We start from the raw sequence: 20284 nt of genomic DNA, 5'->3' as shown, positions 1-20284 counted from the left end.
GAGGATTTAGCCAGTGAACTTCGCTCTCTACAAAGAGATGCTGTCCATCCGCCCTGTCCGGCGTCTGCTGGTGGTGGGCATGATTGCACGAATCCCGCACTCGGCGGCCGGCGTGCTCCTCACCTTGCACATCGTCCTGACCTTGGGCCAAGGGTACGCTGCCGCGGGTGCAGCAGCCGCGGTGATGACCATTGGCATCGCCCTGGGCGCCCCTTGGCGTGGCCGCCGCGTGGATATGGTGGGCCTGAGGAAGGCCTTGATCCCATCGGTGGTCTCCGAAACCGTCATCTGGTCGATCGTTCCTCACGTTTCGTACGAGTGGCTCTTGCCTTTGGTGTTCGTCGGTGGCCTCTTCACGCTGCCGATTTTCAGCGTTGTCCGCCAGTCGTTGGGTGTCATGGTGGACGGCGAGCAGCGTCGTTCAGCCTTTGCCCTCGATTCGATCGCCACCGAGCTTGTGTTCATGATCGGCCCAGCTGTGGGCGCCATCGTCGCTACCAGTGGGTTCTCGGCAATTGGCCTCACGGCAGTGGGGATATCAGTTTCCGTGGCCGGTTTGTTCCTCATGTGGTTCAACCCGCCCACTCGAAGTGAAGGGTCGTGCACGCCGGAAGAGTCGGCCAACCGGGCCGCAGCCGACCTTGCCGCTGCGGAAGCTGCCATGGTGGCCTCGGCGCCGGCGCATGTTCAGGAGGCTGCTTCGGAGATGGTGTCCGCAACCGCACGCAAGGCGCCGATCCGCAGTCGGGTTGCCAGCAACTTCACCTGGTTCACGGTCTCTGTTGCGGCACTGTTTGCGGTGGCCGCCGGATCCGGGATGGTGCTGAGTGGTTCGGACGTCAGCATCGTCGGATTGCTGGAGCGTGGCGGGCATGAGAATGAAATCGGCATCGTGTTCTTCTTCTGGTGCGCGGCTTCCGTTGTCGGTGGCCTGATCTACGGCTCCATGAAGCGCTCGATCTCGCCCATGCTCTTGCTCCTCGGCATGGCAGCCCTGACCATTCCGATGGGCTTTGCCCAAGACACTTGGACTTTGGCTTTCCTGTCTCTCTTGCCTGGCTTGTTGTGCGCGCCCGTTCTGTCGGCTTCTTCGGAGATGGTGGCTGATCTGGTGGACGAGGAGCGTCGGGGTGAGGCTATGGGTTGGTACGGATCCGCACTCACCGCGGGAGTTGCGCTGGGCGCGCCCCTCGCCGGGGTGTTCATCGACACGGTGGGCCCTTCGGGCGGGTTTGCGGCCGTTGGAATCGCCGGGGTCGCACTCTGCGTTGCGGGACTCATCCTCTCGTCCATGCGCCGCCGCTCCGCGCGCGTCTAGGACGCCAAACCAATCAGACGACGACGGCGGGCCGACCAGAGATGGTCGAGCCCGCCGTCGTTGAATCTTGTGGCTGTTGGGCTAATTCACTGGTCCGGTGAACTTTTCGCCCGGGCCCTTGCCCGGGGCGTCAGGAATCAGTGATGCTTCACGGAAGGCAAGCTGGAGGGAACGCAGGCCATCGCGCAACGGGCCGGCGTGCTGCGAGCCGATTTCCGGGGCCGCCGCGGATACCAAGCCAGCGAGGGCGGTGATCAGTTTGCGGGCCTCATCCAGGTCCTTGAGGTCTTCGGCGTTGGGGTCATCGGCCAGGCCAACTTTGACGGCGGCCGCACTCATGAGGTGAACGGCGCCGGTGGTAATGACCTCCACGGCCGGAACCTCAGCGATGTCGCGGATCTGCTGGGACACCCCGGCATCAGCGGCGGGGGCGGCGCTTTCGCCATAGGAGTTGCGGGAATTGCTGTCTTCAGTGCTCATACTGGTAAGCTTGTCACAGACCGACTGGAAGTCGTTATTCAGGGTTAACATCCGCAGTCCATGATCCCGCCGCACGCAATGTGCGTTTGGCGGGTTGTTTCTGTAGAATTGACTTTCAGTTTGCAAGCGGAGTTCTCTCCCACCCGCGTCAGCCGTTTCCCTTCGGGGGACAGGATTCCCTTCTGGGACAAGAGGTTGCCGGGTACTTGGTCGGACACGTTCGGTGGCTTAGCCCCCGAGGGTGCGTACTTCCCGCAGGGGAGTACAGCCGATCTTCGAGGCCTTCGATTGCACCAGCAATTGGGGGCCTTCTCTATTTGCCGGTGACATCACCACAACCACAGGAGCTTTAACATTAGCGAGCCAAGAATCAATGAGCGTATCCGCGTCCCCGAGGTGCGGCTGGTCGGCCCTGCCGGCGAACAGGTAGGAATTGTCCGCATCGAGGACGCCCTGCGTCTTGCTGCCGAGTCCGATCTCGATCTCGTTGAAGTTGCCCCGCAGGCTAAGCCTCCTGTTTGCAAGTTGATGGACTTCGGCAAGTACAAGTACGAGGCCGCCGTCAAGGCTCGTGAAGCACGGAAGAACCAGACCAACACGGTTCTGAAGGAAATTCGCTTCCGCCTCAAGATCGACAAGCACGACTACGAAACCAAGCGCGGACACGCACTTCGCTTCCTCGGTGCCGGTGACAAGGTCAAGGCCATGATCCAGTTCCGTGGCCGTGAGCAGCAGCGTCCAGAGATGGGCATCCGCTTGCTGCAACGCTTCGCGGAAGACGTTGCCGAGGTGGGCATCATCGAGTCCAGCCCGCGCATCGACGGCCGCAACATGGTCATGGTGATCGGCCCGCTGAAGAACAAGGCAGAAGCCAAGGCTGAAGCCCGCCGTGCCAGCCAGCGTGCAGAAGCCAAGGCCCAGAATGAGGCCAAGGCTGCCGGACGCGTGGACACCACGGGGGAGCAGGCACCGCTGACGCAGAGCCTGGCCGATCTTCTTCCCGAGGGCTTCAAGGTCACCGAAGAGGAGACCAAGCAGGAAACTGTTGAAGCTCCGGTGGCTGAAGAAGCACCCGTGGTTGAGGAAGCTCCGGTTGTCGAAGAAGCACCCGTGGTTGAGGAAGCTCCGGTGGCTGAAGAAGCACCCGTGGTTGAGGAAGCTCCGGTTGTCGAAGAAGCACCCGTGGTTGAGGAAGCCCCGGCTGCCAAGACAGCACCGGCCGCGAAGGCCCCGGCTGCCAAGGCGGCTCCGGTGGCAGCTCCCAAGCCCGTGGTTCCGGCAGCTCCGAAGCCCGCAGTACCTGCGGCTCCGAAGCCTGTTGCCAAGCCGTCAGCTCCGAAGCCGGCAGCCCGGCCTGCTGCCCCCAAGGCCACGCCGAAGCCTGCAACACGCAAGACCAACTAGTTCAACGCCGCGGAGGCCTGGCCTCCACCGGCAAGCAACCAGCACGCCGGCCCTCGTAGGCCGGCTGCGCGATAGAATCGCGGATTCGTCCGTGGATACGTAAGGAGATCGGTTCCCATGCCGAAGATGAAGACCCACAGCGGTGCTAAGAAGCGCTTCAAGCTGACCGGTACCGGCAAGCTGAAGCGTCAGCAGGCCAACCGTCGTCACTACCTGGAGCACAAGTCCTCCAGGCTGACCCGTCGCCTCGCCGGCGACAAGCTCGTCTTCAAGGGCGATGCCAAGGTCATCAAGAAGATGCTCGGCGTCTAAGTTCCAAGTTCTTTGGTTACTGCCATCCGGCAGGGACCGACTACACCAAAAGCCTTCTCAGGCCGGCCGGGTATCCGGTAGTAGCAGCTTGGGATAAAGATTTCTGAAGGAGTACGCACGTGGCACGTGTGAAGCGGGCGGTAAACGCCCACAAGAAGCGCCGGGTTGTCCTCGAACGCGCAAAGGGTTACCGCGGTCAGCGTTCGCGCTTGTACCGCAAGGCCAAAGAGCAGCTGCTGCACTCGTTTGTGTACAGCTACGGCGACCGCCGCAAGAAGAAGGGTGACTTCCGTCGCCTCTGGATCCAGCGCATCAACGCTGCATCCCGCGCCAACGGCCTCACCTACAACCGTTTGATCCAGGGCCTCAAGGCCGCTGAGGTTGAGGTTGACCGCCGCATGCTGGCCGAACTCGCCGTATCCGACGCCAACGCTTTCGCCGCTCTGGTGAACATTGCAAAGGCTGCCCTTCCGGCTGACACCTCTGCTCCGGCAAAGGCCCAGGTTGCTGCTCCCAAGGCTGCAAAGGTTGCTCCGGCTGCCGCCACTGCTACGGCAGTCAAGGCCGTCGTTTCCGAGAAGCCGGCCATCGACGGCGCAGTTGCCGCTGACGGTGACGAGGCTCCGGAAGGCTATGCCATCAAGGGCAACGCCGAGTCCAAGAAGTACCACGTACCGGGTTCCACCTGGTACAACACCACCGCTGCTGAATACTGGTTCTCCACCGTTGAGGCTGCAAAGGCTGCCGGTTTCGAGCCGGCCGGCGGCGAAGCCCGCCAGCAGATCAAGAACTAGTAGCAACTGCCACTAAAGTTCTTTATATGAACGAAACCGGGCGCCCGCAAGACTTTCCGATGACCAACCCCCGAGCAGATCGGGTGAGGGATGTCGCCAAGCTTGCCGGGCGCCCGGCGCGTTTAAAGCGCGGACGTTTCCTTGCAGAAGGTCCGCAGGCGGTGCGCGAGGCGTTGACCCTCCACCGTGAGCGCACCGCGGCAGGCGGTGCCGCCGTCGTGCATGAAGTTTTTGCCAGTGAGGCGTGCCTTGACCGTCTCCCCGAACTCGCCGACCTCGCGCAGGAAACGCTGCTGAGGATCGCCAGTGACGAAGTCTTGTCCGCCATGGCGGACACCGTGAACCCACAAGGCATTGTGGCTGTTTGCAGTTTTGTGGATGTCAGCCTTGATTCAGTGCTCGACGCCGGTCCACGCCTTCTGGCGGTCATGTGCCAAGTGCGGGACCCCGGCAACGCCGGTACTGTGCTCCGTGCCGCAGATGCTGCCGGCGCTGATGCCGTGGTGCTGACAGGCTCGAGTGTGGATATTTACAACCCCAAGGCTGTTCGCTCCACCGCCGGTTCCCTGTTCCACCTGCCAGTAGTCCTGGGCGCCGAGGTCGACGAGCTGGTAGCACGCTGCAGGGAGCTCGGAATCGGGATCCTGGCGGCCGATGGGTACGGAACTGTCAACCTGGACAAGCTCCAGGACGAGAATGCGGCCAGGAGGCTGGGCAACGAGTCCGTAGCATCTGACTACGCCTTGGAGGCGCCGACGGCGTGGCTGTTTGGCAACGAAGCCCAGGGGTTGTCGGACGCTGAACTTGCCCTCGCTGATCATCGGGTTGCCGTCCCTGTTTACGGAGCGGCTGAGAGCCTTAACCTGGGGACGGCGGCAACGGTGTGCCTCTACGCCAGCGCGCGTTCCCAGCAGGGCTCCAGAGTGGGGAATGCGTAAACAGCGCCCCGCCGGGTACGGTATTGCTTGCAAGATCAGACGATGACGACTCTTCTTGGCCAATTCCGTACTTTCCCGAACCCGAAGAGGTGAAGCTTTCGTGGCTGCTAGTGGCGGTACCAAAGCGATCGTGGCGGCTCTCGCCGCCAACTTGACCATCGCAGTACTGAAGTTCGTTGCGTTCTTCCTGACGGCGTCATCGTCCATGCTTGCCGAGGCCATCCACTCGGTGGCAGACTCCGGCAACCAGATACTGCTGCTGGTAGGTGGCAAGCGTGCCAAGCGTGCCGCCAGCCCGGAGCACCCCTTTGGCTATGGCCGTGAGCGGTACATTTACGCGTTTATTGTCTCGATTGTTCTGTTCAGTGTTGGTGGACTGTTTGCCCTGTACGAGGCGTGGGAGAAGTTTCAGCACCCGCACGGCATCGAGGGCGCGTTCTGGTGGGTCCCGCTGGCTGTACTGGTGGGCGCCATCATCGCCGAGTCTTTCTCCTTCCGTACTGCGATCATCGAGTCGAACCATGTCCGCGGCAAGCAGTCGTGGGTCAAGTTTGTCCGCAACGCCAAGCAGCCGGAGCTGCCTGTCATTCTGCTGGAAGACTTCGGCGCCCTCTTGGGCCTGGTGTTTGCACTCTTCGGCGTCAGCATGACCCTCATCACCGGTGACGGAGTCTGGGATGCGCTTGGTACCGCCATGATCGGTCTGCTCCTGGTAGCCATCGCAGTGGTTCTCGCGTTGGAAACCAAGTCCCTGTTGCTCGGGGAGTCCGCCACCAAGGAGGACGTGCAGCGCATTACCGACGCTTTGGAAGCGGATGGCACCCGCATCATCCACCTGAAGACCCTTCACCTCGGACCGGAAGAACTTCTGGTTGCAGCGAAGATTTCCATGGGTGCCTCCGAGACGGGCGAGGAGATCGCCAAGGGGATCGACGACGCCGAGCAGCGGATCCGCGCGGCTGTTCCCATGGCGCGGGTCATCTATCTTGAACCCGACATTGAGCGGGTTCAAGCGCAGGCCTAGATGTAAACGTCTGTAAAAAGATGAAGGGCTCCGCGAAAGCGGAGCCCTTCAACGTTTTAGCCGCTGTTGTTTCAGCTGGCCAAAGGCCTCTTGCGTTCGAGTGCGCCGCTGAGGATGGCTACGCCGAGACCGAGGATGGCCAGGACAGCGCCCACGAGCGCGGGAGCCACGTAGCCCCAACCCCAGGCGATGACGGTGCCACCGAGGAAGGCGCCCAGGGCGTTGGCGATGTTGAGGGCGGAGTGGTTAAGCGATGAAGCCAAGGATGCGGCTCCGGGTGCAGCGTCCAGCAAACGGGTCTGCAGTGCCGGTGTCAGCATGGAACCGACACCGCCCACCACAAACGCCATGACAAAGGCGGCCCATGCCCAGTGGGCCGCTATGGCGTAGACCACCAAGGCGGCGGCAATGCCCGGCATGACCCAGTAGATGGTGCCCATGACTGATTTGTCGGCGATGCGTCCGCCGATGATGTTGCCCACCACCATGCCCAGTCCATACAAGGCCACCACGGCAGGAATGAGGCTTTCAGGGATGCCCGCCACGGACGTCATGGTGTGGGCGATGTACGTGTAGACGGCAAAGAACCCGCCGAAGCCGATGATGCCGATCAGCAGGGCAAGCCACACCTGCAGCCGCTTCAGTGCGCCAAGTTCCCGCCGGATGCTGGCATCGGGGTGGGCAGCTTGAAAGGGGACGAACTTCCAGACCATGGCAACAGTCAGCAACCCGATGGCGCCGACAATCACGAAAAGCAGCCGCCAACCAAAGGTCTGCCCCACCCAGGTTGCCAAAGGCACTCCGATGACGTTCGACACTGTGAGGCCGGCCATCACCATGGAGATGGCCCAACCTCGCTTGGTAGGCGCCACCAGGCCCGCTGCGATGACCGCCGCCACTCCGAAGAAAGCGCCGTGGGGAAGGCCGGATGCGAAACGGGACAGCAACATGAAGCCGTAGTCCGGAGCAATGAAGGATGTCAGGTTGGCAACTGACAGGAACAGCATGAGGCCCAAGGCGAGGTGCTTCTTGGGAAGCTTGGCTCCGAAGGCCGCAAAGATCGGCGCGCCAACGACAACACCCAGGGCATAGGCCGAGATGAGGTTACCGGCCTCCGGCGTGCTGATGCCCAGACCTTCCTCGATTTCCTTCAGCAGACCCATCATGGCGAACTCGGTGGTACCGATGGCAAACCCGCCCGTGGCCAGTGCCAGGATGGCGAGGCCAAGGTGGCGTTGTGCTGCTTTCGCAGTAGCGGGTGGGGACATAGTGGTAGTCATAAGCCTGCTTCTTGAGGGGCGCCTGATGGGCTGGGGAATACGGAGAAAATCCGCTAACAAGTTTAGTCCCGTCTTCGCGACTTGGCGTCGCTATGTGACGATGCCCATTGATGGAACAGCCATAGACTGTTGAGGTGACTGCACTCATCAACGTCGTGGGCGCCGCCGTCGTCGACTCCTTGGACGCGCCCACCCGCCTGCTTGCCGCCCGCCGCACGGCACCACCCCAGTTCGCGGGGATGTGGGAATTTCCCGGCGGCAAGGTCGAGGCCGGAGAGATGGCTGAGGACGCCCTGCACCGGGAGCTGGCGGAAGAGTTGGGTGTTGAAGTGCGTCTTGGACCGGAGCTTGAGTCTGGCAATACCACGGGGTGGACACTGAATGATCGTGCCTCAATGCGGGTTTGGTTCGCGGAGTTGACGGCAGGGGAGCCGCGGCCGCTGGAGGATCATGACGAACTGCGGTGGGTGTCCTTGGTTGACTGTAACGAAGCTCTCAACCTTCCGTGGATTCCGGCGGACCTCCCGATTGTCCGGGCCTTGCTTGATCGGGTAGCCGCTCCCGCGTAAGAACGGGACACCTCCATGAATTAAATGGTGGCTTCCCAGCCACCTATGACTGAGGAGGGACTGCCCGACGGCGGTCCCTCCTTTTGCACGCCGGCCACCCCGCGGGGCGGATTCACCCTAGAAAAGTGTCTGTTGTCCCGGGAGGGCGGAGGATGCGCCCACGGCTGGTTCTCCCGAAGAAGCCGCGGGGCGGGCATTCCGGTGGCTAAAACCCGATGTCCCCGTGAATCCGTATTTCGCCTTGAAGTGGCTGATCCGGCCGGACAGCCAGATGCGATATTCCTTGGAAGCGTAGGAGCCTTGGCCGTAGAGCCTGCGGTACCTGCCCACCAATTCCGGGTGTTCGGCGGCCAGCCACTTCATGTACCACTCGCGCGTTCCGGGCTTGAGATAAAGGGCGCCAGCTGTGACTCCTGTGGCGCCTGCCTTCGTCAGCTCAAAGAACAACGAGTCGAGGGCCTCATCTGAATCAGTGAGCCACGGCAGGATCGGCATCGCCATGACGCCGCATCCCAAGCCCGCGTCGCGCAGGCGGGCTATGAGCTTCAGGCGGGCTTTGGGGGAGGGCGTGCCCGGCTCGATGAGTTCTGCGAGGTCCTGGTTGGTCATGGCCAGTGAGATGCCGAGGTCCACGGGAACCTGGGTTGCCGCGTGCTTGAGCAGCGGGATGTCCCGTGCCAACAACGTGCCCTTGGTCAGGATGGAGAACGGGGTGCCTGAATCGGCCAGGGCCCGGATGATTCCGGGCATAAGGGCATAGCGACCTTCTGCGCGTTGATAGGGGTCCGTGTTGGTGCCCAGAGCCACCTGGGGCCGTTCCCAAGACGGCTTGGCGAGTTCCTTGCGCAGTACCTCGGCAGCATTGATCTTCACTACGACCTGGGAATCAAAGTCCCTTCCGGCATCGAATTCCAGGTACGTGTGGCTCTTGCGGGCAAAACAGTAGACGCAGGCGTGGCTGCAGCCGCGATAGGGATTGACCGTCCACTCGAACGGCATGTTTGAACCGGAAGGCACCTTATTGAGCACTGACTTTGCGGTGACCTCATGGAAGGTGACTCCGGAGAATTCGGGTGTCGAGATGGAACGCACAAGTCCGGAAAGCGGCAACAAAGCATCCAGGGCCGGGGCAGGGCCCGGAGCTTCGGTGTCGCTGATATCCGACGCTGGTCCACGCGTGGGTGAAAGTGCTTGTGCGTCCCATCTCATGGACTCCATTCGAATGTATGTTCGAACGATTGTCAAGGCCCCGAAGGCGCGCTCCGAATAACCTGGGTTAGGGCCTTGCTAAGGTTGTCCCATGATTCTGCTGACCGGCTTCGAACCTTTTGGCGAGGCGGATATCAATCCTTCATGGCTCGCCGTGAGCAGGGCGCAGGAGATTCTCCGAGCCGAGGGCTTCACAGTTGAAGCCGTGGAGTTGCCGTGCGTTTTCGGTGAGTCGGCGGCCGTTCTGATGGAAGCCGTGGACCGTCTCGATCCGGACATTGTTGTCTGCGTTGGGTTGGCGGGTGGCCGTGAACGCGTGTCGTTGGAACGTGTGGCCATCAACTGTGACGACGCTCGGATCCCGGACAATAGGGGTCAACGCCCCGTCGATGAGGAGGTCGTTCCGGGCGGTCCTGCCGCGTACTTCTCCAGCCTGCCGATCAAGGCCGCGCTCAGAAACCTCCAGATCGCCGGAATCAAAGGCGAAGTATCGCAGTCTGCCGGCACCTACGTCTGCAATCACATCTTCTACGCGCTGATGCATTCGCTCAATTCCAGGGCGGGCATACGCGGCGGGTTCGTGCACGTTCCCTACCTGCCGGAACAGATCCCGGAAGGCAGCATTGCCCCCTCCATGTCCTTGGAATCAATGTCGGAAGGCATCGGCGTCGTTGTTCGGACGTCCATGCAGCACCAGGGCGACATCAAAATATCCGCCGGAGCCATTCACTAGAGAAGTTCCCACTCGACGCTGACGCTTGCCGAAACTGATGACTCCCCGGCCTCAACAGGGGCGGACTCGGCAGCGTAGGAAGCCCTGACCATCCCGCCCAGGGGGATGGGTGCGCTGTGCACTTGCTGCTGGGAGATGGAAACTACGGTTCCAAGGCGGGCGGACGCCAGTGACGCGTATTGTTCGGCGCGAGCCAAGGCATCCTGCCATGCCGCTTCCTGCGCCTGTGCGGTGACTGTAGAAGCATCTGCGAATCCCTGCTCGATGCCATTGATCCTGATGTCGTCCCCACCGGCCGCAACCGCGGCGGCGATGGCGGCGGGAGCATCCTCGTGGGAACGGATTCCTACGTGCAGATTAGTGGAGGCCACGTACGCCACAACTTTCTGCCCCTGCCCCTCCACCCAGACCAGATCGGCCCGGAGGTTCAGGCCACTCGTGCGAAGGTCGGCGTCCTGCACGCCGGCCTCCCGCAAACTGGCCGCGACAGCGCCGGCCGCCTTGCCGGCGTCGTCATAGGCTTTAGAGGCGGTGTCCCTGCGGGTTTCCACTCCGAGCGTGAGGGTAACCAGGTCCGGAACAGCCTTGGCGCTCGCGGTCCCTGTGACGGTGATGGTTCGCTTCATGCTTAGGCCTCATTTCGCTGGCCGACAGGTCCGTCCGGCCGATTGTGGGTGTCGATATAGCCGCCCGCAGCGAGGCCAGCCTGGCGTTCGAAGAAATTCTTCGAGCTTGGATTGCCGCTCCTCAGCATGGACCATCCGGCGGCGACACCGTAGAGGGCAAGGAACGGAAGCCCCAGGCAGTACGCGTACTGGGTGCTGTGCCGCTCCTCATGCCCCAGGAGTACGGTGTTCGTTCCCGCGACGCCGTGGTGCGCCCGGTACAGGATGACGTTCCCCAGCGTGAATGCTCCAGCGTGGGGGAGTTTCCAGCCATACCCCGCTGCTATCAGGAGACCACGTGGACCGCGGGACAGGGTGGTTCCGGACGCCGCGGCCACAGCAAGTCCCAACGGCGTGGACAGGTTCACGACGTTGGCGATCTGCCTGAGGCGCTGCGCGGGGGTCATGAAGCCATGCTAGACCCGTCGTGTATGGCACGGCATGAGCGGCGGGGATACGCTGTTCGAGCACTCACCGGTGCAGGGGAAATGAATGGGGGAAAAACACAATGAACATTAAACGCGCCGTGGGCGTCGTGGGTGTCCTGATTGCTGTCATGGTGGCTTTGACCGGCTGCGTGAAGCTCAACATGTCCGTCAAGGTCAACAACGAGAAAAGCGTGGACTACGAAGTTGTCTACGCGATCCAAAAGTCGGTACTCGGCGACAAGTCCTTTGACGAATTCATGGAGTCAAACGGCAGCGGCAGCGGCAGCCAGGAGATGGACATCCCTGAAGGTGCCACCGTCGTGGACTACGAGGACGAAAAGTACAAGGGCAAGCGGATCAGTGCCGCCAACCTTGATCCTGCCAAGCTTGCTGAATCATCCAGCTCCGAGAACCCCTTTGAACTCAAGAAGGAAGGCGACTTCTACGTCCTCTCGATGGGCGGCGTGACAGGAGCGGACAGCAGCGACCCGCAGGCATCCAGCATGGCGAAGTCAATGTTCGACGAAGCCATAGTCAAGTTCACCTTCCCGGGCAAGGTGGTCGAAGCCAAGGGCGCCACCGTGGACGGGAACACAGCAACGTTCGACATGCTTTCCATCAAAGAGTCAGCCGTCCAAGCCAAAGCCGAAGCCAACGCCGGAATCCCGATGTGGATCATCTGGATCCTGGTAGCAGTGCTGGTGGTTGCCGCCGCTCTGGTCCTCCTGTTCGTGCTGCTGCGCAAGAGGTCAGCCCAGCAGGCCACGGCGCTCGCAGGGGCCGCACCATACGGCCAGCCGGGCTACAACCCGGAACACTCCGGCTACTCGCCACAACAGCAGGGTTACGTGCCGCCGCAGCCGGGTTACGCGCCACCACAGACGGGTTACGTGCCGCCCCAGCCGTCTGCGCAGCAACCCGGACAAGCGCACGACGACGGCCAGGTACCCCCGCCGCCCACGGCACCGCCGGCATCGGGCGCCTGAAGTGAAAGGCGACGCGCCGCCGTCGTCATTCCACATAGCGGGACCCGCCCTGGTGGGTTAAATCGCGCCAGTGAGGTTCAACTAGACTGAAGGGTAGTGCCTGCCGTCCGCGGCGAGCACTGCCCTTTCGTTTTGCAGGCCTGCCTTGCCGGCCGCTCCCGACTCGTAGCTAAGAACAGTAGATGACTGACACTTTGCCAGGCGCTGCCATCCCGAATCCGCTGGATGAAGCCGCCATCACCGCCGCCGTCGAGGACGCCATTGCCGCGATTGCGGCTGCTTCCTCCCTTGAAGAACTCAAGGCTGTCCGCCTCGCACACACCGGCGAGAAGTCGCCCCTGAGCCTTGCCAACCGTGAGATCGGTGGCCTCGCCAAGGAGCACAAGGCTGCCGCAGGCAAGCTCATGGGGTCTTCCAGAGGCAAGGTCAACCAGGCGCTCGCAGCCCGGACCGAGGTTCTTGAGGCTGAGAACGACGCCCGCATCCTCATCGAGGAAACGGTCGACGTCACGGCAGGCCCGCGTCGTCGCCGTGCCGGGGCGCGCCACCCGCTGTCCACGTTGCAGGACCGCGTTTCGGACATCTTTGTTGGCATGGGTTGGGAAATCGCCGAAGGCCCGGAAGTGGAGTCCGAGTGGTTTAACTTCGACGCCCTGAACTTCAAGCCGGACCACCCTGCACGCGAAATGCAGGACACCTTCTTCGTCGAACCGCCCGAAGCGCACCTGCTGATGCGCACGCACACGTCACCGGTACAGGTCCGTTCCATGCTGGAACGCGAAGTGCCCATCTATGTGCTGTGCCCGGGCAAGGTGTTCCGCACCGATGAACTCGATGCCACGCACACGCCCGTATTCCACCAGTTCGAGGGTCTCGCAATCGACAAGAACCTCAGCATGGCTGACCTGCGCGGCACGTTGGAGCACTTCGCCCGCCAAATGTTCGGCGACGAAGCTTCCATCCGGTTGCGTCCCAACTACTTCCCGTTCACCGAGCCGTCCGCGGAACTGGACATTTGGCACCCGGGTGCCAAGGGTGGTCCCCGCTGGATCGAGTGGGGAGGCTGCGGCATGGTCAACCCCAACGTGCTCCGGGCAGCGGGCATCGATCCGGACATCTATTCAGGTTTTGCCTTCGGCATGGGCATTGAGCGCACGCTCATGTTCCGCAACGAGGTTGGCGACATGCGCGACATGATCGAAGGCGATGTACGTTTCAGCGAGCACTTCGGGATGGAGATCTAACAGTGCGTATCCCACTTTCATGGCTGCGCGAATTCGCGCAGGTTCCGGCCGAAGCTACGGCCGAAGACGTCATGGCGGACCTGGTTAAGGTTGGCTTCGAAGAAGAAGGAGTCCACCGTCCCACCGACGAACTGACGGGTCCTGTTGTGGTTGGACAGGTCTTGAGCCTGGTCAAGGAACCGCAGACCAACGGCAAGACCATCAACTGGTGCCAGGTCCGCGTCGTTCCCGAGGGGCAGGAGCAGACCCTCACCGGCGAGGGCATCGACCCTTCCGGTGTACAGGGCATCATCTGCGGCGCCCACAACTTTGTTGAGGGCGACAAGGTTGTAGTGACGTTGCCGGGAGCTGTCCTGCCCGGAAACTTCCAGATCTCGGCCCGGAAGACCTACGGGCACCTGTCCGCAGGAATGATCGCTTCCGTGCGTGAGCTTGGTATCGGCGACGACCACGACGGCATCCTGGTCCTGTCCCGCATCGGCTTGGACCCGGAAATCGGCACGGACGCAATGGAACTGCTGGGCCTGTACGACCAGGCCGCGGAAATCAATGTCACCCCGGACCGCGGTTATGCGTTCTCCATCCGTGGTGTTGCCCGCGAATACGCCCACGCCACCGGAACGCTTTTTGTTGATCCGGCGTCGAAGGTCACCGCACCGGCTTCCCTTCAGGGCGGATACGGGATCAAGCTGAATGACGATGCTCCCATTTATGGCAAGCCGGGCTGCGACCGCTTCGTGGCCCGCACCGTCCGTGGCGTGGATGCATCCCGCCCCACCCCACCGTGGATGTCCTCGCGCCTGCGCCTGGCTGGTGTCCGCTCTATCTCCCTGCCGGTTGATATTTCCAACTACGTGATGCTGGAGCTCGGCCAGCCGAACCACTGCTACGACCTCGACAAGCTTTCGGGCGACATTGTGGTCCGACGTGCCGTCGCGGGGGAGAAGATCACCACCCTTGACGACAAGGAGCGTACGCTCGACGTCGAGGACCTGCTGATCACCGACGACTCGGGCGCGATCGGCATCGCCGGCGTGATGGGTGGTGCGCACACTGAGGTGTCAGACTCCACCACGAACATCCTGGTGGAAGCCGCGCACTTCGACGAAGTGTCCATTGCGCGCTCCCGTCGCCGCCACAAGCTGCCGTCCGAGGCGTCCAAGCGCTTCGAACGCGGCGTTGACTGGCACGTGGCCAACATTGCTGCCCAGCGCGTGGTTGACCTCCTGGTGGAACTCGCCGGAGGCACGGCGGACGAGACCGGGACTGACGTCGGAACCGCCCCTGACGCCGTGACCATTGAACTGCCCGCAGATTTCGCGGCCGCCCGTATCGGCATCGACTTCTCTGAAGAGCAGATCACCACGTCCTTGGTGGATCTGGGCGCGACCGTGGAAAAAACTGCTTCCGGGTACTTGGTAACTGCTCCGAGCTGGCGCAACGACCTCGAAACCAAGGAAGACCTCTCCGAGGAAATCGCCCGCCTGGTGGGTTACGACAACATCCCGGCGACCCTGCCCGTGGCGCCTCCCGGCCGTGGCCTGAGCCGCAGCCAGCAGCAGAAGCGCCGCGTTGTCCAGGCGCTGGCTGACGCGGGACTCACCGAGGTGCTGTCCTACCCGTTCGTCACGAAGGCTGCCAACGATACCTTCGGAGTGGCGGAGGAGGGCGCTCCCCGTCCGGCGTTGAAGCTCGCCAACCCCATCAGTGAGGAACACGGCTACCTCCGTACGTCCATCCTGCCGGGCCTCATTGAGGTAGTCCGCCGTAACCACTCGCGAGGATTCCGAGACCTCGCGGTCTACGAGGCAGGCTCTGTCTTCCTCCCGGGCGACAAGCTGGGCACGGAGTCCATTCCTCCGTTGGGCATCAAGCCTTCCGATGAGGTTCTTGATGGACTGTACGACGGCGTCCCTCACCAGCCGCTGCACATCGCCGCGGTACTGACCGGCCATGATTCGCCGGCAGCCGCGACGCATACGCCGCGTGCCTGGGATTGGGCCGATGCGCTGGACATTGCCCGCCTCATGGCCGATGTTTTGGGCGTTGAGCTGGTCATCAGCCAAGGCAGTCACCAAGCGTTCCACCCGGGACGCGCGGCACAGCTGGCTCTCCGGAACGGCGACGTGGTGGGTTATGCCGGCGAGCTGCACCCGAAGCTCCTTGCCGCCCACGATATGCCGGCCCGTTCAGTAGCACTCGAGGTCAACGTTGAAGCGTTGTTTGACGCGGCGGCTGACGTCATCGTCGCCAAACACATCTCCGGATTCCCGGTGGCGACGCAGGACGTTGCGTTGGTTGTCCCGCAGGATGTACCAGCCGACCACGTTCTGGCTGCACTCCGCGAAGGTGCGGGAGTCCTTCTCGAAGACGTCTCGCTGTTCGATGTCTACGTGGGTCCGGGGATCGAAGAAGGTAAGAAGTCGCTGGCTTTCGGCTTGCGTTTCCGTGCAGACGACCGCACGCTGACTGCTGACGAGGCTTCTGAAGCCCGTGCGGCAGCAGTTGCTGTTGCCACGGAGCGCTTCGGAGCTGTCCAGCGCTAATACTTGACGTGAACGACGAAGGTCCCCGGAACTGCCTTGGTTCCGGGGATCTTCTTTTATTGAGATTGCACTCCCATCATCTTGACAGAGTATTCACATCTGTATGACAGTTTTGTCATGCCCATGTGAAACATGTGTATCACATCACTCGCACGGTTCTCTTTGAGCCGTCCCTCGAAAGGTACTCATGAAGAAGCAGAACGTTGCTTTGCTTGTGGGGGCAGCAGTTATGGCCCTGACGTCTTCGCTTGGTGGAGCCGCAGTCGCGTCAGAGTCGACGCCACAAGCAACCGCGGCTGAGGTCCAACCTGTATCGCACACTGTGGACAAGGCGCAGACGTCCGGCTCCGCCGCATCCCCGCTGGCCGACAAATACACCATCTCCGCACCCATCAAGAACGGTGGCGCCTCCACGGATTCAGTCATCGGTGCTGATGGCCGCGTCAGGATCACCAACACCACGGCGGCGCCCAACCGCTCCATCGTGCAAATTGAATTCAACGGCGGCTACATCTGCTCCGGCGCCCTGATCTCGGATGACACCGTATTGACCGCTGGCCACTGCGTGCACGAGGGCGGCACCGGATCGGAAGCCGACTACTCCTGGGGCGTCAAAGTAGCTCCTGGGCGCAACGGATCAACTGACCCCTACGGCACGTGCGGGGCAACGAAGATCTTCACGGACCAGCGGTGGATCGACTCCGCCAACACCAACGCCGACTGGGGTGTCATCAAGCTCGACTGCACCATCGGCAACACCACGGGATGGCTTAACTACACCGGCACCACGGCCAGCCTGAATGGAACCAGCACAACGGTCCGTGGCTACCCGGGCGACAAGGCGTTCGGCACTATGTGGTCCATGACCGGGCCCATTGAGAGCACCACCACCGAAAAGGTCTACTACAAGATGGACACCTTCGGCGGCCAGAGTGGCGCCCCTGTCTATAACAGCTCCAACACCATCGTCGCCATCCACACCAACGGCGGCAGCTCCAACTCGGGCACCCGCATTACCCCCACCCTTGCGAACTACCTGACCTCGGTGAAGTAGCGCTGGTGAGTTAACTCACGAACACTGTTCCCCGCAGCATTCCTTGCTGCGGGGAACACGTGTCCATGCTTGACTTGGGTTGCAGTTTCGCTGGGGACCTCGGCCTCCCGCGGTGAGCGGCGGGCTTCGGGTTCAACGCTTTGCCCGCTGGTTCTCACTTTCACATTGACTCGGAGACGTTCAATCGCACAGAGGAGCAAGATATGGCAGCACCCTCATACGTGCCCAACGAACTGCTGTCGCGGCTAATTGGGGTCAGGATGTACTCGGTCGAATTCGTACTCAACGACTACGTGCAGCTGCGTTTCGATGGAGACCCACATGCCGACGGTCCGATCGTGCTCAACAGTTATGTCTGGCCATTTGTGGAATCAGCCGGTCGTTCATGGCGTGAGCCGGATCTTGGCTACGCGGACGCACTACGCCGTCTGACCCCAGGGACTGTGATCTCTACCAGCGAGGCAACAGGTTTAGGCATCCGCATTGAGCTGGACACCGGGACTGTGATGATTCACCCGACGATCGAGGAGGTCCATGTCGAGATCGCTCAGCTCATGGGCTTCGAGGATCGTACATGGATGGTCTGGCGTCCAGGTGAACACAGCTTTGAGGACCTGCAACAGCCCCGGGAACCTGTTTAGTCGCGAAAGAAAGTTGAGCCCATGTCACGCGTCGTTTCGTCGCTGGGGCTGGACCCGGCGGATGTGATTCACTATTGACTGTCCAGGTCGCAGTACGCAGCGTAAGTGATTTACAGGACTGATGAACACAACGTATGGGGGAGTTTGAGATGGGTGCTTGGTCTACGAGTAGTTTCGGCAACGACGAGGCTCTCGACTGGTTCGGTGATCTGCAGGAAGCCCCTGAGGTGTGGCCGTTCATCGAGGAGACGCTGGACAGCGGCTCGACTGAGAGCGTCGTAGCCGCGGGCGCGCTTCTGCTGCTGCTCAGCGGCAAAGCGGAAACTGACGTCCATCCGGATGTCATTGACTGGGCTGCTGGCCAACAGGCGCCTCCGGTTGCCCTGAACCTAGCTGCTGCACAGGCGATCCAGGCGATCATCGACGATCCGGAGGTCGACGGCCACGACGTCTGGGCGGATCTCGGGGAAGACGACGAAGACTACGTGGCGTGGCTCGCTAACCTGGCGCGTATTCAGGGCCTGTTGCGCTGATCGGCCGAACTGTTGTCAGATCGGCGGCCTACTGCAGCCATCCAGTATTGGTCAGTGGAGTGCCTGGACCTCCATGCTCGTTGACATGCGCCCATACCTGTGAACATTTCGCGGGGGACAAAGCCAGGTAAGGAGGTCACGATGGAGAGTCCGGTGCTTGAATTGCTCCAGCTCGATGATGTGCCTGTTTCGGACACTCGTAGTCTTGGCCAGCCTGCTCACCAACGCGCCCTCCGTTTCGCGAACGCCAAGGATCGGGCTGAATTCATCGGCGGCCGGGTTGCCCTCCAACGGTTTGCCGCCTCCCTTCTGGAGGCTGAGCCCAGCCACCTGATCCCGAACTACCACTGTCCGCAGTGCGGCCCGGGCCAGGACCACGGCCGCCCCGGGTTCCTTCTCGACGGCGGTCCGGCGCCTTTGTTAGTGAGCGCATCCCGCGCGTCGGGCTGGGTGCTGCTGGCCGGCGTCGTGCATCCAACGGATGCCTTCCGGCTGGGAGTGGACCTGGAAGCGATAGACGGGGTTGGCTTCGACGGATTTGATGACGTGGTCCTGACCGAAAGCGAGAAGCGTTTCCTGGCGTCCTTCCCGGAACAGGACCAAGCCACGCTGCGGGCCCGGCTCTGGGCACGCAAGGAAGCCTGGTTGAAGATGACCGGCGAGGGACTACGGCATAACCCCGCAGAGCTGGATGTGTTGGACCGGCCTGGCCTGCGAGATGTTACCGGAAGGGAACTGCCTGCCGGGCAGCCGAAGGGACTGGTGGCCGCCCTCGCCCTCGGCTAAGGCGCCGTAGGCAGCGCCGGCAACGCAGTCATATAGAGCCACGGCCGCAGGATCGACGCGGCATCGAAGCCCGGAATGAACGAGTCCGCAGCTTCAACGAATGACTCCGTCGATACAGAACCGTGGCGGTTCGCGGCGGTCCAATGCTTCAGGAACGCGAAGAACGCCGGGTCCCCGGCAGCCGTGCGCAGTGCGTGCACGGCCAAGGCACCACGTTTGTACACCCGGTCATCGAACATCAGCTCAGGTCCTGGATCGCCAATGAGCAAGTCCTGCGGACCGACGTCGAGCTTCTTCCACGCGGCCAGCGCACGGGCGGCCACTGTCATGGTCCGGGATTCCTCAGACCACAACCACTCCGCGTAGCAGGCAAATCCTTCATGCAGCCAAATGTCTTTCCAGCTGCTCGCAGTCAGGGAATTGCCGAACCATTGATGCGAGAGCTCGTGGGCTATGAGCCGCTGGGCTTCCCACGTGTCACGCAGGTGGTTGCGCCCGAAGATGGAAACCGTCTGGGCCTCCAAGGGGATTTCCAGGTCATCGTCGGTGACCACCGAGGTGTACTCCGTGAAGGGGTACGGCCCAAAGCAGTCCTCGAAGGTTCGCATCATGTCCGGCTGGCGCCGTAGCCCGTGACGTGCGGCATCGGCCATTTCAAGCGTCACCGCAGCGAACTGAGGTACCCGGTGGTGCGTGTCAGCCGGATTCAAAGGGACAAGGACGTACCGGCCGATCTGCACCGTAGCCAAGTACGTCGCCATCGGTTCGGAATGCTCGTACACCCAGGTCTCACGGCTGGATTTCCGCGAAACGGACATCAGTCGGCCGTTGCAGACGGGCCGGTAGTTGGCGTCGGTGGTTACCGAGATCAGGAAGCTCGATTTGCTCCGTGGATGATCATTGCAAGGAAACCAGGATGCAGCGCCGTTGGGTTGTCCGGCAACCAGGACGCCGTCGGTCAGTTCCTCCCAGCCCACCTCTCCCCACAGGCCCCGACGCGGCTGGGGATTACCGTCGTACCGGATATCCACGGTGAATTGTTGCCCGGGCTTCACCGGGGAGGCAGGGGTGACCACCAGGTGCTCAGCGCGTTGGCTGAATTTCGCGGTTTTCCGTCCATCCACGTGGACTTTGGAAGCCCGCAAACCCACCAGGTCCAAGACGATGTGCGTCGCTGCTTCCAAGGCCGTGCACTGCAGGACTGCCTTGCCGATCAGCTTGTTGCTGCCCAGTCTGACGTCAAGGTCCAACTCATATCGGTCCACTCGGTAGCTGGTACTGCCGTGGTCCAACGTGTAGGGGTCGGGGCTGGGGGTGCTGATGGGTGCGGTCATTAGCTC

Annotated in this window: 21 protein-coding genes; 15 read left to right on the top strand and 6 right to left on the bottom strand. The window is 62.1% G+C overall.

Features of this window, described 5'->3' with window-relative positions; all coding sequences use genetic code 11:
• Positions 1–13 precede the first annotated feature (13 nt).
• Positions 14–1318 (top strand): MFS transporter, encoded by a 1305-nt coding sequence (locus FQP90_RS16555; RefSeq protein WP_144652171.1) that lies wholly within the window; start codon positions 14–16, stop codon positions 1316–1318.
• Positions 1319–1399: 81 nt separating this feature from the next.
• Here FQP90_RS16555 and FQP90_RS16550 read toward each other — a convergent pair whose 3' ends face one another.
• The gene (locus tag FQP90_RS16550; protein ID WP_144652170.1) at positions 1400–1798 is read right to left on the bottom strand and encodes a DUF1844 domain-containing protein; all 399 of its coding nucleotides are present in this window, start codon (positions 1796–1798) and stop codon (positions 1400–1402) included.
• A 396-nt stretch (positions 1799–2194) separates the two neighbouring features.
• On the opposite strand from FQP90_RS16550, the gene infC reads away from it, so the two are divergent.
• The 5 genes from infC (at position 2195) to FQP90_RS16525 (ending at position 6270) form a co-directional block, all read left to right on the top strand.
• On the top strand, positions 2195–3202 hold the full coding sequence (gene infC, locus FQP90_RS16545; protein WP_244296809.1) for a translation initiation factor IF-3: 1008 nt from the start codon (positions 2195–2197) through the stop codon (positions 3200–3202).
• A 117-nt stretch (positions 3203–3319) separates the two neighbouring features.
• Positions 3320–3514, top strand: a complete 195-nt coding sequence (gene rpmI, locus FQP90_RS16540) for a 50S ribosomal protein L35 (protein WP_011774324.1) — start codon at positions 3320–3322, stop codon at positions 3512–3514.
• A 119-nt stretch (positions 3515–3633) separates the two neighbouring features.
• Positions 3634–4308, top strand: a complete 675-nt coding sequence (rplT, locus tag FQP90_RS16535) for a 50S ribosomal protein L20, sunset domain variant (protein ID WP_144652168.1) — start codon at positions 3634–3636, stop codon at positions 4306–4308.
• A gap of 26 nt (positions 4309–4334) precedes the next feature.
• Entirely contained in the window at positions 4335–5246 is a 912-nt protein-coding gene (locus FQP90_RS16530) for a TrmH family RNA methyltransferase (protein WP_144652167.1), read from the top strand.
• Positions 5247–5346: 100 nt separating this feature from the next.
• Positions 5347–6270, top strand: coding sequence for a cation diffusion facilitator family transporter (locus FQP90_RS16525; RefSeq protein WP_144652166.1), 924 nt, complete (start codon positions 5347–5349; stop codon positions 6268–6270).
• A gap of 71 nt (positions 6271–6341) precedes the next feature.
• On the opposite strand, the gene FQP90_RS16520 is transcribed toward FQP90_RS16525, so the two are convergent.
• A complete protein-coding gene (locus FQP90_RS16520; RefSeq protein ID WP_144652165.1) occupies positions 6342–7550 on the bottom strand; it encodes an MFS transporter in 1209 nt (402 codons plus the stop codon).
• A gap of 134 nt (positions 7551–7684) precedes the next feature.
• Between FQP90_RS16520 and FQP90_RS16515 the strand changes: the two genes are divergently transcribed.
• Entirely contained in the window at positions 7685–8119 is a 435-nt protein-coding gene (locus FQP90_RS16515) for a (deoxy)nucleoside triphosphate pyrophosphohydrolase (RefSeq protein WP_144652164.1), read from the top strand.
• A 117-nt stretch (positions 8120–8236) separates the two neighbouring features.
• On the opposite strand, the gene FQP90_RS16510 is transcribed toward FQP90_RS16515, so the two are convergent.
• Positions 8237–9328 carry an Rv2578c family radical SAM protein gene (locus FQP90_RS16510; protein WP_144652163.1) on the bottom strand — a complete coding sequence of 364 codons (1092 nt, stop codon included), beginning with the start codon at positions 9326–9328 and terminating at the stop codon, positions 8237–8239.
• Between the two features lie 91 nt (positions 9329–9419).
• Here FQP90_RS16510 and pcp point away from each other — a divergent pair, with 91 nt between their 5' ends.
• Positions 9420–10061, top strand: a complete 642-nt coding sequence (gene pcp, locus FQP90_RS16505) for a pyroglutamyl-peptidase I (protein ID WP_144652162.1) — start codon at positions 9420–9422, stop codon at positions 10059–10061.
• Here pcp and FQP90_RS16500 read toward each other — a convergent pair.
• Complete coding sequence (locus FQP90_RS16500; RefSeq protein ID WP_144652161.1) at positions 10058–10687, bottom strand: SIMPL domain-containing protein; 630 nt, start codon at positions 10685–10687, stop codon at positions 10058–10060. The two genes, pcp and FQP90_RS16500, sit on opposite strands and share 4 nt — an antisense overlap.
• Positions 10688–10689: 2 nt before the next feature.
• Positions 10690–11133: a hypothetical protein gene (locus FQP90_RS16495; protein WP_144652160.1), complete on the bottom strand. Its 444-nt coding sequence runs from the start codon at positions 11131–11133 to the stop codon at positions 10690–10692.
• Positions 11134–11234: 101 nt separating this feature from the next.
• Here FQP90_RS16495 and FQP90_RS16490 point away from each other — a divergent pair, with 101 nt between their 5' ends.
• The 7 genes from FQP90_RS16490 to FQP90_RS16460 all read left to right on the top strand — a co-directional run bounded on the left by FQP90_RS16490 (position 11235) and on the right by FQP90_RS16460 (position 18944).
• Positions 11235–12140 (top strand): LppM family (lipo)protein, encoded by a 906-nt coding sequence (locus tag FQP90_RS16490; RefSeq protein ID WP_144652159.1) that lies wholly within the window; start codon positions 11235–11237, stop codon positions 12138–12140.
• Positions 12141–12322: 182 nt separating this feature from the next.
• Positions 12323–13384 (top strand): phenylalanine--tRNA ligase subunit alpha, encoded by a 1062-nt coding sequence (pheS, locus tag FQP90_RS16485; protein ID WP_144652158.1) that lies wholly within the window; start codon positions 12323–12325, stop codon positions 13382–13384.
• Between the two features lie 2 nt (positions 13385–13386).
• Positions 13387–15930, top strand: coding sequence for a phenylalanine--tRNA ligase subunit beta (pheT, locus tag FQP90_RS16480; RefSeq protein WP_144652157.1), 2544 nt, complete (start codon positions 13387–13389; stop codon positions 15928–15930).
• 187 nt (positions 15931–16117) lie between these two features.
• Positions 16118–16984 (top strand): trypsin-like serine peptidase, encoded by an 867-nt coding sequence (locus FQP90_RS16475; protein WP_144652156.1) that lies wholly within the window; start codon positions 16118–16120, stop codon positions 16982–16984.
• A 203-nt stretch (positions 16985–17187) separates the two neighbouring features.
• Positions 17188–17625 carry a hypothetical protein gene (locus FQP90_RS16470; protein ID WP_144652155.1) on the top strand — a complete coding sequence of 146 codons (438 nt, stop codon included), beginning with the start codon at positions 17188–17190 and terminating at the stop codon, positions 17623–17625.
• Between the two features lie 149 nt (positions 17626–17774).
• Complete coding sequence (locus FQP90_RS16465; RefSeq protein WP_167510507.1) at positions 17775–18158, top strand: DUF4259 domain-containing protein; 384 nt, start codon at positions 17775–17777, stop codon at positions 18156–18158.
• Positions 18159–18299: 141 nt separating this feature from the next.
• Entirely contained in the window at positions 18300–18944 is a 645-nt protein-coding gene (locus FQP90_RS16460) for a 4'-phosphopantetheinyl transferase family protein (RefSeq protein ID WP_144652153.1), read from the top strand.
• Here the strand turns inward: FQP90_RS16460 and FQP90_RS16455 are convergent.
• Positions 18941–20278, bottom strand: a complete 1338-nt coding sequence (locus FQP90_RS16455) for a M1 family metallopeptidase (RefSeq protein WP_144652152.1) — start codon at positions 20276–20278, stop codon at positions 18941–18943. The two genes, FQP90_RS16460 and FQP90_RS16455, sit on opposite strands and share 4 nt — an antisense overlap.
• Between the last annotated feature and the right edge of the window lie 6 nt (positions 20279–20284).

Source organism: Paenarthrobacter nitroguajacolicus, assembly GCF_007786235.1.
In the GTDB taxonomy this organism is placed as follows: Bacteria; Actinomycetota; Actinomycetes; order Actinomycetales; family Micrococcaceae; genus Arthrobacter; species Arthrobacter nitroguajacolicus_A.
This window is presented reverse-complemented; position numbering and strand designations above follow the sequence as displayed.

Excerpts from the sequence above, each read along its gene's own strand:
- FQP90_RS16550 (WP_144652170.1), bottom strand. The coding sequence starts at position 1,798 with ATGAGCACTGAAGACAGCAATTCCCGCAACTCCTATGGCGAAAGCGCC.
- rpmI (WP_011774324.1), top strand. The coding sequence starts at position 3,320 with ATGCCGAAGATGAAGACCCACAGCGGTGCTAAGAAGCGCTTCAAGCTG.
- FQP90_RS16530 (WP_144652167.1), top strand. The coding sequence starts at position 4,335 with ATGAACGAAACCGGGCGCCCGCAAGACTTTCCGATGACCAACCCCCGA.
- FQP90_RS16520 (WP_144652165.1), bottom strand. The coding sequence starts at position 7,550 with ATGACTACCACTATGTCCCCACCCGCTACTGCGAAAGCAGCACAACGC.
- FQP90_RS16510 (WP_144652163.1), bottom strand. The coding sequence starts at position 9,328 with ATGAGATGGGACGCACAAGCACTTTCACCCACGCGTGGACCAGCGTCG.
- pcp (WP_144652162.1), top strand. The coding sequence starts at position 9,420 with ATGATTCTGCTGACCGGCTTCGAACCTTTTGGCGAGGCGGATATCAAT.
- FQP90_RS16500 (WP_144652161.1), bottom strand. The coding sequence starts at position 10,687 with ATGAAGCGAACCATCACCGTCACAGGGACCGCGAGCGCCAAGGCTGTT.
- FQP90_RS16495 (WP_144652160.1), bottom strand. The coding sequence starts at position 11,133 with ATGACCCCCGCGCAGCGCCTCAGGCAGATCGCCAACGTCGTGAACCTG.
- FQP90_RS16490 (WP_144652159.1), top strand. The coding sequence starts at position 11,235 with ATGAACATTAAACGCGCCGTGGGCGTCGTGGGTGTCCTGATTGCTGTC.
- pheS (WP_144652158.1), top strand. The coding sequence starts at position 12,323 with ATGACTGACACTTTGCCAGGCGCTGCCATCCCGAATCCGCTGGATGAA.
- FQP90_RS16475 (WP_144652156.1), top strand. The coding sequence starts at position 16,118 with ATGAAGAAGCAGAACGTTGCTTTGCTTGTGGGGGCAGCAGTTATGGCC.
- FQP90_RS16470 (WP_144652155.1), top strand. The coding sequence starts at position 17,188 with ATGGCAGCACCCTCATACGTGCCCAACGAACTGCTGTCGCGGCTAATT.
- FQP90_RS16465 (WP_167510507.1), top strand. The coding sequence starts at position 17,775 with ATGGGTGCTTGGTCTACGAGTAGTTTCGGCAACGACGAGGCTCTCGAC.
- FQP90_RS16460 (WP_144652153.1), top strand. The coding sequence starts at position 18,300 with ATGGAGAGTCCGGTGCTTGAATTGCTCCAGCTCGATGATGTGCCTGTT.
- FQP90_RS16455 (WP_144652152.1), bottom strand. The coding sequence starts at position 20,278 with ATGACCGCACCCATCAGCACCCCCAGCCCCGACCCCTACACGTTGGAC.